Genomic DNA, 13,964 nt, shown 5'->3' with positions numbered 1-13,964 from the left:
CGGGATTCGATGAAGTCGGGATTCACGCGCCGGCCGACGCGAGCGCCGCGCCGATCGCGCCGGACAGCCGCTCGACGATCGTGTCGATCTGCGGCGCGGTACTGATGAACGGCGGCGCCACCAGGATGTGATCGCCGTGCACGCCGTCGATCGTGCCACCCATCGGGTACGCCATCAACCCGCGCTGCATCGCTTCGCGCTTGACCGCCGCATGCAGCCTCAGCGCGGGATCGAACGTCGCCTTGGTGTCGCGATCGCGCACGAGCTCGATGCCGACGAACAGCCCGCGGCCGCGCACGTCGCCGACATGCGGATGCGTACCATAATGCTCGCGCAACGATGCACGCAACTGCTCGCCGCGCGCCTTCACGTTGTCGAGCAGTTTCTCTTCGGCGATCACGCGCTGGACTTCGAGCGCGGCCGCGCACGCGGTCGCGTGGCCGAGGTACGTGTGGCCGTGCTGGAAGAAACCCGAGCCGTCGACGATCGTCCGGTAGATGCGGTCGCTCACCAGTGTCGCACCGATCGGCTGGTAGCCCGCGCCGAGCCCCTTCGCGATCGTCAGCAGGTCGGGCGCGACGTCGTCTTCTTCGCACGCGAACAGGTAGCCGGTGCGCCCCATCCCCGCCATGATCTCGTCGAGGATCAGCAGCACGCCGTATTTATCGCACACCGCGCGCATCTTCTTCAGGTACGTGCGCACCGGCGGCACCGCGCCGGCCGTTGCGCCCACCACCGTCTCCGCGACGAACGCCGCGACGTTTTCCGCGCCGAGTTCGACGATCTTCCGTTCAAGCTCGTCCGCCAGACGCTGCGCGTACGCTTCGTCGGTTTCGCCCGATTGCCGGTCGCGGTACGCATAACACGGGCTCACGTGATGCGCTTCGATCAGCAGCGGCAGGAACGGCTCGCGGCGCCATGCGTTGCCGCCTATCGCGAGTGCGCCGAGCGTGTTGCCGTGGTAGCTCTGCCGCCGCGCGATGAAATGCCGGCGCTGCGGCTCGCCCTTCTCGACGAAATACTGGCGCGCGAGCTTCAGCGCGGCCTCGATCGCCTCGGATCCGCCCGACACGAAATACACGTGTTCGAGGCCGGCCGGCGCGGCGTCGACGAGCCGGTCGGCGAGTTCTTCCGCCACGTCGGTCGTGAAGAACGACGTATGCGCGTACGCCAGTTGCTGCGCCTGCCGCTTGATCGCGTCGATCACGCGCGGGTTGCTGTGGCCCAGACACGACACGGCCGCGCCGCCGCACGCGTCGATATAGCGTTTGCCGGTCGAATCGATGATCTCGATGCCGTCGCCTGCAACGGCAACGGGCAAGGTGGCGCGCGGAGCGCGATGGAAAACGGTCGTCATGCGTGGCCTCATGGATCAGGACGCGTCGGGCGCGCGTCCGGACGGCACGATGCGCGTCGCGAAGCGCCGCGTGCCGTGTTGATGAACGGTGAAATCGATTGATGCCGAGCCAATCGCGAACACGGCGGTTGCCAGCGTATTCTCGCCGTCGGGGTCGGCCGGATCGTCACGGTAGATCGGCAGCCCTTGCGGCGCGCGATCGCCGAGCACGCGCCGCAATGCGCGTTCGTCGACCGCGTCGATGCCGGGCATCAGCGTGTCGACGCGGCGCTGGCGGTCGGCCGACGATTGCGTGACGATCTGCGCTTGCGCGTCGCAACCGGGATGCACCAGATGGTTCGCATGGCCCGACAGTCGCGCGACGTCGACGACCGAACAACGCGCGACGCTCGCCTCGATGCTCAGCAAGCGCTCGTCGCCGGTCGCACCGAGCGTGTGATGAAAGCCGCTCGCGCGCGCATGCCCGCGCAGCACGTCGGCCGCCTCGTCGAGCGATGTCGCGTCGAGCACCGCGCGCGCGAGGATCATGCGCGGCACGCCCGTTGCCGGCGTGCGGATGCGCAGATTGTTGATCGTCTGCACGATGCCCGCGCGGTTCGCGGCAAACGTATGGCCCGGCAGCGAACCGGGGTAATAGAAACTGACGAAACCCGGCTTGCCGGCCGGCTGCACGTCGACGAGCAGGCAACGCTCGCGCAGGAACGGATCGCCGTCCTCGTTGTGCGCGATCCAGCGCGTGCCGTCGGCATCGCGCGCGGCGAGCGTCGTACAGCCGTCCGGCGCGTGATGGATCAGTTCGCCGCGGCAGTTCCACAGGAAGACGTCCTCGGCCGGCCAGCCGATGCCCGCCGCGATCCCGTCCAGTTCCGCGACGAGATCGGGGTACGCGGCCAGCGCGGCCTGCCGCAGCGCATCGACGAACGGATGGCCGCGCCAGCCTCGCACGGCCTGCCATGCGCTGCTCTGCCGCATGTACGTGTCGAATACGGGGCGGGCAAGCTCGCCGAGGCGCACGCCGATGTCGAACGGCGCACCGGCGATGACGGGAGAAAGGGAAAGCGGCATGTCGGCCATTTCGGTTTCGTTCAGGACACGTGTTTCAGGAATTCCTTCAGGCGCGGCGTCGGCGGACGGTCGATCAGGTCGACCGGATGGCCGTCCTCGGCAATGCCGCCCTGATCCATAAACAGCAGCCGCGTGCCGACCCGCTTCGCGAAGCCGATCTCGTGCGTGACGACGATCATCGTCATCCCCTCGGTTGCGAGATCCTGCATCACTTTCAGCACTTCGTGGCGCAATTCCGGATCGAGCGCCGACGTCGGCTCGTCGAACAGCATCAGCCGCGGCCGGATCGCGAGCGCACGCGCGATCGCCACGCGCTGCTGCTGCCCGCCCGACAACTCCGACGGGTAATGATTCGCACGCGATTCGAGGCCGACCTTGTCGAGCAGCGCCATCGCCTGGTCGCGCGCGTCGGCACGCGATGCACCGCGCACCTGGATCGGCCCGAACATCACGTTCTCGAGCGCGGTCATCTGCGGAAACAGGTTGAACTGCTGGAACACCATGCCGGCCTCGAGCCGGATGTTGCGGATCGTCGCCGCGTTGCCCCGCACGCTCTGGCCGTCGACGAGCAGCTCGCCGCCGGTGATTTTCTCGAGCGCGTTGATACAGCGCAACATCGTCGACTTGCCCGAACCGGACGGGCCGATCACGACGACCACCTCGCCCGCGTCGATCTTCAGGTCGATATGCTTCAGCACCGGCACGTGGCCGAAGCTCTTCGACACGTTCTGGAATTCGATCATGCTCATAAGATGCGCATCCTTTTCTCGACGATCCGCAGCGTCAGCGTCATGGCGCCGGTCAGCAGCAGATAGATGATCGCCACCGCCGTCCAGATCTCGACCGCCTGGAAATTGCCCGCGATGATTTCCTGCCCCTTGCGCGTCAGCTCGCCGACGCCGATCACGATGAACAGCGACGTGTCCTTCAGGCTCACGATGCACTGGTTGCCGAGCGGCGGAATCAGCCGCCGGAACGCGAGCGGTCCGACCACCTTGAGCAGCACGCGCGGCATCGACAAGCCCATCGCGAGCCCCGCTTCCGTCAGCCCCTTCGGAATCGACAGCAGCGCGCCGCGCACCACTTCCGCGAGATACGCGCCGGAATTCACCGTGATCGCGATGATCGCGGCCGTCAGGCCGTCGATGCGGATATGCGCGAGCAGCGGCAGCGCGAAGTACAGGAACATCACCTGCACGACGATCGGCGTGCCGCGGATCAGTTCAATATAGATCTGGGCGAGCACGTTCATCGCCTTCGGTCCGTATGCGCGGAACATCCCCGCGATCATCCCGACGATGAAGCCGCCCACCAGCCCGAAAAATGCGATGAACACCGTCAACCGGACCCCGTCCATCAGGTCCGGCAACGCCGCCCAGATCGCCGACCAATCGAAATTCACTTGTCGCTCCCCGTTCGAATCAAGACCGGCGCGGCCATCCGGCCGCGCCATGGTGCGCCGTCACGCTCACATCTTCGGCGGCTCGGCACCGAACCACTTCTTGTAGATCTGCGCGTAGCGGCCGTCGGCCTTGATCTTCACGAGCGACGCGTTGACCTTCGGCACGAGCGCGCTGCCCTTCGGGAAGCCGATCCCGTATTTGTCGCCGCTGACCGGCTGGCCGGCGACCTTTACCTTGCCCTTGCCTTCGTTGTTCACGAAGAACAGGACGTTCGGCGTGTCGTGCATCGCCGCGTCGACGCGGCCGGCTTCGAGCGCGAGATAGGCCTGGTCGATGTTGGGGAACTGACGGACCTCCTTCGGCTTCAGGTGCGCCTTGATCCAGTCGATCGTCGCGGTGCCCGTCTTCGCGGCGACCACCTTGCCGTTCAGGTCGTCGATCGACTTGATCGACGTGTTGCCCGCCTGCACCATCGCCGCGAGGCCGCTGTCGTAGTAAGGGGCGGAGAAGTCGATCGCTTTCTTGCGCTCCTCCTTGATCGTCATCCCGGACAGCGCGACGTCGATGTTCTGCGTCTGCAGCGCCGGGATCAGGCCCGCGAAATCCATCGGCTGGATCGTGTATTTCCAGCCCTGGTCCTTCGCGATCTCGGCCCACAGGTCGAGATCGAAGCCGACGTACTTGTCGCCCTGCTTGAACTCGAACGGCATGAAGGACGTATCGGTCCCGACGACGAGCGTCTTGGTATCCGCGTGCGCGATGCTTGCGCCGAGCGCGGCGGCAACCGCGACGGCTTTCAGGAAGGAACGGCGACTCATGGTTTCTCTCCGCATGATTGAGCGATGTGGCCGGCCAGCCGGCCGGCGGGAACGACGACATCAAGCCGCACCGCAACATGCGATGTCGAATTAGACCTTAGTGCAACAAGTGTTGTCAATGGCGATACTACGACAACAAAAAAGTCCGCAACGAATAAATTCATCGAGACAAATCCGGGCCGCGCGGGCCGGATTGATCGGAGGAAACGGGAAAACGGCGGGGCAGGACGCGCCGCCGGATCGCGCCGCCGCGGGATGGCGGCGCATCGGGAGACAATGGCGGCGCCGTGCGGGGCCGGCCGTGCGCGCCAGGCCGGCAACCGCCGGCGCGGCTCAACGCAGGTTGCGGGGTGCGCGGGACAATACCGGACGACGACGCGCCGGTGTCGCGTCGATCACGCCGCCACCCCGCTCGCCTGATGCGACACGAGCCGCGCATACGCGCCCTGCCGCGCCATCAAGTCCGCGTGGCGTCCCGCCTCGATCACGCTGCCCTGCTCCATCACGAGGATCAGGTCGGCATTGCGTACGGTCGACAGCCGGTGCGCGATGATGATCGACGTGCGCTGCGTCATCAGGTCTTCCAGCGCCGCGCGGATCTGCTGCTCGCTGATCGTGTCCAGATGGGACGTCGCCTCGTCGAGGATCAGCACCGGCGCATCCTTCAGGAACGCACGCGCGATCGCCACGCGCTGGCGCTGGCCGCCCGACAGCTGCACGCCGCGCTCGCCGACGCGCGTCGCCAGCCCGTCCGGCAGCCGCGCGACGAAGTCGCCGAGCGCCGCATGGTCGATCGCGCGCCGCACGTCCGCGTCCGACGCGTCGTTCGCCGCGAGCCGGATGTTCGCTTCGAGCGTGTCGTTGAACAGGTAGGTATCCTGCGCAACCAGCGCGATGTGCTGCCGCAGGTCGTCGAGCCGCAGGTCGCGCAGGTCGACGCCGCCGAGCGTCACGCGACCCTGTTGCGGATCCCAGAAACGCAGCAACAGGCTCGCGACCGTCGACTTGCCGGCGCCCGATGCGCCGACCAGCGCGACCGTGCTGCCCGGCGGCACCTCGAAGCTCACGCGGTCGATCGCGGGCACGCCGCGGCCCGGATACGTGAACGACGCCGCCTCGAAACGCACGGCCGGATTGCCGGGCAGCGCGTGCGTGCCGTCCGTCACGGTCACGGGCTCCTTCTCCAGCGCGCGCAAGCGGCGCGTCGACGCGATCGTGTCGGCAAGCTGGCGCGCGACCTGGCCGATTTCGGCCACCGGCATGAACGCGGCCACCGCAACCAGCACCAGCAGCGGCAACGACTCGTGCGGAAACCAGCCGCGTGCGCACAGCAGCGCACCGAGCGCCGCGACGGCCAGCCCGCCGAGCCCGCTCGCGACTTCCAGCGCGGCGCTTTGCGTCGACAGGTCGTCGAGCAGCTTCGCTCGCTGCAGGCGGTACGCATCGACCTCGGCCAGGAACGCTGCGCGCCGGCGCTCGATCGCCTGGAACGCGGTCAGCTCCGCGAGCCCCTGGATCGTTTCGGTCAGGTGCGCGCCGAGCTGGCCGAGCGCTTCGCGCGCGCCGGTGCCGAGCCGGTCGACATCGCGCCGCGCGAGCACCGGCGCGAGCCCGGCCCACAGCAGGAACGGCAGCAGCACGAGCGCAAGCGGCCATGCGACCGACGCGAGCAGCACCAGCACGCCGGCCGGCACCAGGACCGCGACGAACGCGGGCGCCAGCGTGTGCGCATAGAAATACTCGACGGTCTCGACGTCCTGCGTCGCGAGCGAGACGAGATCGCCGGAACGGCGGCGCAGCAGCCCGGCCGGCGCGAGGCGTTCGAGCGTCGCGAACAGCGCGATGCGCATTTCCGCGAGCAGCCGGTACGCCATGTCGTGCGCGAGCCACGATTCGAGCCAGTGCAGCACGGCCGCCACCGGCGCGATCACGAGCAGCGCGACGACGAGCGACGCACTCACGCGGCCGGACGACACCGCACCGACCACCATCGCGCCGATCACCCCGACGCCGATGAACGCGAGCACGCGGCCGATCCCGAACAGCACGGTCAGCACGACCTTGCCCTTCCACGGCCGCACGAAGCGCAGCAGCGTCTGCAACGTTTCCGCCCAGCCGATCGTCGCCGCGTCGTCGTTCAGCGGCCGCACCTGCGGGCCCGACGACGCGCGCGCGGTCGCACCGGCCGCCGCCGACGCGCCGACGGATTCGGCGACCGCCTCCAGTTGCGGCCCCATCAGCCGGCGATACGGGCCGTCGCGCGCGATCAGCGCCGCATGCGTGCCTTCATCGACCACCTGCCCCTGGTCGAGCACCAGGATGCGGTCAGCGCCGATCACGCTGGACAGCCGATGCGCGAGCACGAGCGTCGTCCGCCCGCGCGTGAGCCGGTCGAGCGCCTGCTGGATCAGCGCTTCATTCTCCGCATCGACCGACGACAGCGCCTCGTCGAGCAGCAGGATCGGCGCATCGCGCAGCAGCGCGCGGGCGATCGCGATGCGCTGGCGCTGGCCGCCCGACAGCATGAGCCCGCGTTCGCCGATGCGCGTCGCGTAGCCGTCGGGCAACGCCGAGATGAAATCGTGCGCGTTGGCGGCGCGCGCGGCCGCGATCATGTCCGCGTCGCTCGCCTCGGGGCGGCCGAGCCGCAGGTTGTCGGCCACACTGCCGTCGAACAGCGTCGCATCCTGCGCGACGACGGCGATCATCTCGCGCACCTGGTCGGCGTCGAGCGTGCGCACGTCGTGGCCGCCGATGCGTACCGCACCGCCCTGCGCATCGTGCTGACGCAGCAACAGGCGCACGATGGTCGACTTGCCCGCGCCGCTCGGCCCGACGATGGCGACCGTCTCGCCTTCGCGAACCGTGAAGCTCAACGCCGCATGCGCATCCGCGCGGCGCCCCGGATACGCGAAGCTGACGTCGTCGAACGCGATCTCCGGCCGCAGGCCCGTGACGCGCGGCGCATCGGCGGCCGGCCCCCGGCTGCCCGCGTCGAGCAGCGCATGGATCGCATTCGCCGCCGACTGGCCGATCATCCCCTGGTGCAGCACCGCACGCAGGTCGCGCAACGGCCGGAAGATTTCGCTGCCGGCCATCAGCACGATCAGCAGCGCTTCGAGGCTCATGTCGCCGTGCCGCACGCGCCATGCGCCCACCGCGATCGCCGCGGCCGCGCCCAGGCCCGTGCCGAGATCGGTGAAGAGCCGCGTCAGCAGGCCGAGCGCGAGCACCCAGAACGTGCTGTCGGACAGCGCGCGCGCCTTGGCGGCCAGCTTCGCGCCGAACGCGCTGCTCTGCCCGAACGCCTTCAGCGTCGGCAGGCCCTGCACCGCGTCGAGAAACTCCTCGCCGAACGCCTTGAACGCGGCCGAGCGTGCGAGCGCCGCACGCTTGTCGGCGCGATGCACGAGCTGCGGCAGCGCGAGCGTGACGAGCGCCGCGACCAGCAGGATCGCGGCCGTCGGCACGTCCCACCATGCGAGTACCGCGAAGATCATGACCGGCGCGCAGGCGGCGATCACGAGTTGCGGCAGGTAGACGCCGAAGAAGGTTTGCAGCTGCTCGACGCCGTCGACGACGGCGAGCATCACGCCGCCCGTGCGCTCGCCGCTGAACCACGCGGGGCCGAGCGCGGCGATCCGGTCGAACAGCCGCGCGCGCAGCGTGGCCTGCACGCGCCCGGCCGTATGCTGCGCGAGTACCGTGCGGCGATGATCGAGCCACGCGCGCAGCAGCACGCAGGCCGCCGTTGCAGCGACGGCTTCGCCGATGCTGCGTACCGGCGCACCGGAAAAAACCAGCGCCAGCACGCGGCCGAGAAAGACGAAACGCAGGATGCCGACACCCATCGCGACGAGCCCGAGCGCGACTGCCGCGGCCACCCGCCAGCGCAGTCCGGCCATCATGGCCCATAGTCGTCGGTCGAAATACATGTTGCCTCCAGTCAGTGACGCGTTGCTTTTTTCTTGACCGGATCGAGGCTACCCGCGCCTCCCGCGCGCGGCAAAAGATGATTTTTCAACGGGTGTTGAGTCAACTACAATACCCGGCATGTCGCACCTTCCTCCCCTTAGCGCGCTGCGTGCTTTCGAGGCGACCGTCCGCCTCGGCGGGTTCGCGCGCGCGGCGGTCGAGCTGAACGTGTCGACCAGCGCGGTCAGCCACCAGATCCGCTCGCTCGAGGAAGCGCTGGGTGCACGGCTGCTCGAACGCAGCACGGGCATGGGCGGCATCGGCCTCACGCCGGCCGGCGCCCGCCTGCTGCCGGCCGTCAGCGATGCGCTGTCGCGCCTGACCGACGCCTGCGCGGAGATTCGCGGCACCGCACAACGGCTGACCGTCTCCGCCAACGCGCCGTTTTCGTCGATGTGGCTCGCGCGCCGTCTGGCGGAATTCTCTTCGCTTCATCCCGACACGCCGCTGCATGCCGTCGTGCTCGACGACGAGCCGGATTTCGCGCGCAGCGGCGTCGATCTGGCGATCGTGCACGTGCCCGCGCACCGGCTGCGCGCCGACGACGACATCCTGATGCGGGAAACCGTGTTTCCGGTCTGCAGCCCCGAACTGTTTCCGTACGCATCGGGGTACGTGTGCCGCTCGCGGCTGCTGCAGGAAATGCACGAGAACAGCCCCGAGATCGACTGGCGCAACTGGGCGTCGGAATTCGGCTTGCCGGGCGACTTCGAAACGAAGATCGTCCGTTACAGCAGCTTCAGCCAGGTGATCGGCGCGGCCGTCGGCGGTGCGGGCATCGCGCTCGGCCGCGTGCCGCTGATCGAGCCCGAACTGCGCAGCGGGCGCCTGGTGCCGCTGGTGCCGGGCCTCGCACGCGAGGCGTCGTGGCGCTTCGTGCTGCGCCGCCATCCGTCCACGCGCCACCGGCTGCTCGATCCGTTGATCGGATTCCTGCGCAGCGAAGCGCAAGTGCCGCCGTTCGTCGCAAAGAAGGTTGTGCCCGCATCCAACGACAGTCACGCACGGGGCGCGGGCGGCGCGCCGTAGCGCCGGCATGCGCCGCCGGCGCCCGTGCTCACCGGCCGCTTACGGCGCGGCGAAGAACAGCGCGACGACGCACGCCATCCCGCCGAACCACACGAGCGAACGCAGCGACGCCCAGTTCAGCAGGTACATCAACGCATAGACGACGCGGATCGCGACGAACGCCATCGCGAGCTGGTCGACGCGATGCACGTTCGCGCCGTTGTGCCACGCCACCACCAGCGCGGCCGTGAACAGCGCCAGCGCTTCCCATGCGTTCTGATGCGCGGCCTGCGCGCGAGCGCGCCAGCCTTCGAGCCGGGCCAGGTAATCGCGTGGCGCGCGGTTGTCGTAACCCTTGCGGGCCTTGGCCAGGAACGTCATCGGGAACGGCAACAGCGCCACGATGAACAGGCACAGCTGGGACGTCGTCATAAGTCTCCTCCGTTATGATTACATTGATCAATGACAAGATCGCCGAGAGCTTAGCATTGCGCCGCCCGGTTCGCGCACCGGTTTTCTAGACGGGGGACTCGGCCGCACGGGCCGCGGGCGGCCGCGGCCGATCGGCATGACCGCCAAAATTTCCACCAAATCGGCGACAAATACGTTAATTAAAACTGGTCGAACACCAATAAGATAGCGCTCGACACTGGCTTGGCGCGTTGCGGCGCCAGCCTGCCGTTTCACTCCGCGCCGCCGCGCGCCGAACGACATCGACCCGAGCCATCACCATGCCCCGTCCCATCGTCGCCCATATCCGCCCTGACGCCGTCCGCCACAACCTCGATTTCATCCGCCGCACGGCCGCGCAATCGCGCATCTGGGCCGTGATCAAGGCCAACGCATACGGCCACGGCATCGAGCGGATCTATCCGGGCCTCGCGGCCGCCGACGGCATCGGGCTGCTCGATCTCGACGAAGCCGTGCGCGTGCGCGAACTCGGCTGGGACAAGCCCGTGCTGCTGCTCGAAGGGATCTTCGAGCCGGCCGACGTCGAACTGGCCGATCGCCACCGGCTGACGGTGAGCGTGCATTGCGACGCGCAGCTCGACCTGCTGATCGCCGCGAAGCCGCAACGGCCGATCGACATCCAGCTCAAGATGAACTCCGGCATGAACCGGCTCGGCTACCGGCCCGCCGCGTTCCGCGCCGCGTGGGAACGCGCGGCGAGCGCACCGTCGATCGGCAGGATCACGCTGATGATGCATTTCGCGAACGCCGACGAAGGCCAGGTCGACTGGCAGCTCGACCAGTTCGATGCGACGACGGCCGGCATTCCCGGCGAACGCTCGGTGTCGAATTCGGCGGCCGTGCTGTGGCATCCGCGCGCCCATCGCGACTGGGTGCGGCCCGGCACGATCCTGTACGGCGCGTCGCCGACGGGTGCGTCGCGGCATATCGCCGACACGCCGCTGATGGCCGCGATGACGCTGACGAGCCGGATCATCGGCGTGCAGACGCTGGCGCCGGACGAGACCGTCGGCTACGGCCGCCGCTTCACGGCCGACCGGCCGATGCGGATCGGCGTGGTCGCATGCGGCTACGCGGACGGCTATCCGCGCCACGCGCCGACCGGCACGCCGATCGCGGTGGACGGCGTGATGACGCGTGTCGTCGGCCGCGTGTCGATGGACATGCTGACCGTCGACCTGACGCCGTGCCCGAACGCGGGTATCGGGTCGAGCGTCGAGCTGTGGGGCGATCAGGTGAAGGTGGACGATGTCGCGGAAGCCAGCGGCACGATCGGCTACGAGCTGATGTGCGCGCTCGCGCCCCGCGTGCCGGTCGTGATCGTGCCGCCCGGCGCATCGACCGTGCAGCCGGCCCTGCGGACGGGAAGCTACGGGCGCTGACCGACGTCGACGTACACGCCGCCCGGATTGCGGGCCGCCTCGGGCGGCCCGTTCGCTTTCCGGCGAGCCGCCGCGCGAGTCAACGGGAACGCGCTACGAGCGCCACGCCGGCTTGCGCTTCTCGAGGAACGCGTCGATGCCCTCGCCGGCATCCTCTTCCATCATGTTGCGCGCCATCACGTCGCCCGCATACGCATAGGCTTCGTCGAGCGGCAACTCGCGCTGGCGATAGAACATCTGCTTGCCGTATCGCACCGCGGCCGGGCTCTTCGCGACGATCTCCGCGACCTTGCGCGCGACGGCCGCGTCGAGCGCGTCCTCGGGCACGGCCTCGTTGACGAGCCCCCACGCGGCGGCCGTCGTCGCATCGACGAAGCGCCCGGTCACGAGCATGTCGAAGGCGCGCTTCGCGGTGACGTTGCGGCTCAACGCGACGGCCGGTGTCGAACAGAACAACCCGACGTTGATACCCGATACCGCGAAGCGCGCGGTATCGGCCGCGATCGCGAGGTCGCACGCGGCGACGAGCTGGCAGCCGGCCGCCGTCGCGATGCCGTGCACGCGTGCGATCACCGGCACCGGCAACGCGCGCATCGCGAGCATCACGCGGCTGCACTGCGCGAACAGCGCGCGGTAGTAGTCGAGCTCGGGCCGGCTGCGCATCTGCCGCAGGTCGTGGCCCGCGCAGAATGCGTTGCCCTCGGCGGCCAGCACGACGCAACGCACGTGCGAATCGGCCGCCAGCGCCTCGAACGCATCATGCAGGCTCGCGAGCATTGCCTCGGACAATGCGTTGAACTGCCGCGGGCGATTCAGCCGCAGCGTGACGACGCCGTCGTGCGCATCGCGCAACAGGATTGGCTCGGCAGTCTCTTGATCGGGTTCCATGGTGTTTCGCTCGACGAAGGGCGGCAGGATGCGTTTCGGCACAGACGGGCGGGCGGCGCAACCGCGCGTGCGCGGCCGGTCGATGAAATGGTCCTCCACATTCCGTGTGACGTCCAGTCATGCCCCTTTCGTCATGCCGGCCGCCCGTGCGGCAAGGGCGGCCGTCGCATACGCCATGCATCCAAGCGCCGCGACCGCCCACAGCGCGTCGGTCAAGTCCGGCAACAGTATCGTCGCGGCACCCGCGATGGCCACGCCGAACAAGCTTCCGGCCTGCCGCGCCGCGTTGAGGAACCCTGACGCGACGCCCGCCGCCTCCGCGGGCACCTGTTCGAGCACGGTCGCGATCATCGGCGCGACCGACAACGCGGTGCCGGTACCGAAGGCGGCCATGGCCGCCCAGACCACCAGCCACGGCGCACGCAGCGCGAGCGCGACGGCGATCGCCGGAATGGCCAGCGCCGCCATCCCGAGACCGCTTGCCATCAGCGTGACCGGGCGCACACGGCCATGCAGTTTTCCCGACAACAGGTTGCCGAGCGACAGGCTCAGCGCGAACGGCAACAGCGTCATCCCCGTCTGCCGCGCACTCATGCCGAAGCGCCCGTGCAGGTACAGGCTCAACACGAACAGCAGCCCGAAGTAGCCGACATAGACGAGGCTGCCCATCAGGTTCATCGCGACGAACACGCGATTGCGAAACCACGCGAGCGGCACCATCGGATGGCGCGCACGCCGCTCGACGACGACCAGCATCGCTGCCGCGAGCGCGGCGGCCAGCAGCGCGCAGCGCACTTCCCCCGCGCCGGGGCCGCGCGTCGGCAATTCGATCACCGCGAAACACAGCGCGCCGAGCGCCGCCGCACCGATACCCTGGCCGGCCCAGTCGAACGGGTGCGCATGCCGCGCGCCCAACGCCCGCACGAGCGTTGCCGCCCCGGCAAAGGCGATCGCGCCGGTCGGCACATTGATCAGGAACGCGCTGCGCCAGCCGAAATCGTCGACGAGGATGCCGCCCAGCACCGGCCCCACGGCCACCGCAACCGATGCGATGCCGGCCCAGACCGCAATCGCCCGCGCCCGCTCGGCAGGCACGTCGAAGGTGCCGCGCACGACCGCGAGCGACGCGGGCAAGAATAGCGCGGCACCCATGCCCTGCGCGAAGCGCGCCGCCACGAGGATCGCCACGGACGGCGCAACGCCGCACGCCGCCGATGCGGCGACGAACAGCGCCAGCCCCGCGAGATACACGTGCTTCGCGCCGAACCGGTCGGACAGCGCGCCGCCCGCGAGGATCAACGCGGCGAAGCTGAGCGTATACGCGTCGACGATCCACGCGAGTTCGGCGACCGTCGCGCCGAGGCTCGCGCGCAACGCGGGCAGCGCCACGTTGACGATCGTCGAATCGAGGACCGCCATGAACATGCCGATCGCGACGAGCGCCAGCGTGAAGCGCTGCTCGCGCGCCGTCGGGCGGCTCGCGGCGGCCAGGGGAACGGAAACGGACACGGGATTGCAATCGGACATGACACCTCCAGGCAGATGCCGGGAGTCTAGGAACGGCACACGATGCGGAAAAGTGATAATTTCGCATTTG

11 protein-coding genes are annotated in these 13,964 nt (G+C 68.8%); 2 read left to right on the top strand and 9 right to left on the bottom strand.

Annotated features, from left to right (window positions below; all coding sequences use genetic code 11):
- Positions 1–22: 22 nt before the first annotated feature.
- From VXM69_RS06945 to VXM69_RS06920, 6 genes are all read right to left on the bottom strand, one after another.
- Positions 23–1,357: an aspartate aminotransferase family protein gene (locus tag VXM69_RS06945; RefSeq protein ID WP_367189198.1), complete on the bottom strand. Its 1,335-nt coding sequence runs from the start codon at positions 1,355–1,357 to the stop codon at positions 23–25.
- Positions 1,358–1,372: 15 nt separating this feature from the next.
- Positions 1,373–2,422 (bottom strand): C45 family autoproteolytic acyltransferase/hydolase, encoded by a 1,050-nt coding sequence (locus VXM69_RS06940; protein WP_367189228.1) that lies wholly within the window; start codon positions 2,420–2,422, stop codon positions 1,373–1,375.
- 20 nt (positions 2,423–2,442) lie between these two features.
- Positions 2,443–3,171 (bottom strand): glutamine ABC transporter ATP-binding protein GlnQ, encoded by a 729-nt coding sequence (glnQ, locus tag VXM69_RS06935; RefSeq protein WP_034185930.1) that lies wholly within the window; start codon positions 3,169–3,171, stop codon positions 2,443–2,445.
- Positions 3,168–3,875 (bottom strand): glutamine ABC transporter permease GlnP, encoded by a 708-nt coding sequence (gene glnP, locus VXM69_RS06930; RefSeq protein ID WP_175027885.1) that lies wholly within the window; start codon positions 3,873–3,875, stop codon positions 3,168–3,170. Before glnP ends, glnQ begins: the two co-directional genes overlap by 4 nt.
- A 15-nt stretch (positions 3,876–3,890) precedes the next feature.
- Positions 3,891–4,643, bottom strand: coding sequence for a glutamine ABC transporter substrate-binding protein GlnH (gene glnH / locus VXM69_RS06925; protein WP_367189197.1), 753 nt, complete (start codon positions 4,641–4,643; stop codon positions 3,891–3,893).
- A gap of 395 nt (positions 4,644–5,038) precedes the next feature.
- On the bottom strand, positions 5,039–8,578 hold the full coding sequence (locus VXM69_RS06920; protein WP_059558237.1) for an ABC transporter ATP-binding protein: 3,540 nt from the start codon (positions 8,576–8,578) through the stop codon (positions 5,039–5,041).
- Positions 8,579–8,696: 118 nt separating this feature from the next.
- Here VXM69_RS06920 and VXM69_RS06915 point away from each other — a divergent pair, with 118 nt between their 5' ends.
- The gene (locus VXM69_RS06915) at positions 8,697–9,647 is read left to right on the top strand and encodes a LysR family transcriptional regulator (RefSeq protein WP_367189196.1); all 951 of its coding nucleotides are present in this window, start codon (positions 8,697–8,699) and stop codon (positions 9,645–9,647) included.
- Positions 9,648–9,686: 39 nt separating this feature from the next.
- Here VXM69_RS06915 and VXM69_RS06910 read toward each other — a convergent pair whose 3' ends face one another.
- On the bottom strand, positions 9,687–10,058 hold the full coding sequence (locus tag VXM69_RS06910) for an MAPEG family protein (RefSeq protein ID WP_226251792.1): 372 nt from the start codon (positions 10,056–10,058) through the stop codon (positions 9,687–9,689).
- A 299-nt stretch (positions 10,059–10,357) separates the two neighbouring features.
- On the opposite strand from VXM69_RS06910, the gene alr reads away from it, so the two are divergent.
- Positions 10,358–11,479, top strand: a complete 1,122-nt coding sequence (gene alr, locus VXM69_RS06905) for an alanine racemase (protein ID WP_367189195.1) — start codon at positions 10,358–10,360, stop codon at positions 11,477–11,479.
- Positions 11,480–11,572: 93 nt separating this feature from the next.
- Here alr and VXM69_RS06900 read toward each other — a convergent pair whose 3' ends face one another.
- Together VXM69_RS06900 and VXM69_RS06895 are read right to left on the bottom strand one after the other, a co-directional pair.
- Positions 11,573–12,367: an enoyl-CoA hydratase gene (locus VXM69_RS06900; RefSeq protein WP_367189194.1), complete on the bottom strand. Its 795-nt coding sequence runs from the start codon at positions 12,365–12,367 to the stop codon at positions 11,573–11,575.
- A gap of 117 nt (positions 12,368–12,484) precedes the next feature.
- Positions 12,485–13,894 carry an MFS transporter gene (locus tag VXM69_RS06895; RefSeq protein ID WP_367189193.1) on the bottom strand — a complete coding sequence of 470 codons (1,410 nt, stop codon included), beginning with the start codon at positions 13,892–13,894 and terminating at the stop codon, positions 12,485–12,487.
- Between the last annotated feature and the right edge of the window lie 70 nt (positions 13,895–13,964).

Source organism: Burkholderia sp. Ed8, from assembly GCF_040761425.1.
Lineage (GTDB): Bacteria > Pseudomonadota > Gammaproteobacteria > Burkholderiales > Burkholderiaceae > Burkholderia > Burkholderia seminalis.
The sequence above is the reverse complement of the archived record's forward strand: the minus strand, read 5'-3'. Positions and strand labels throughout refer to the sequence as shown.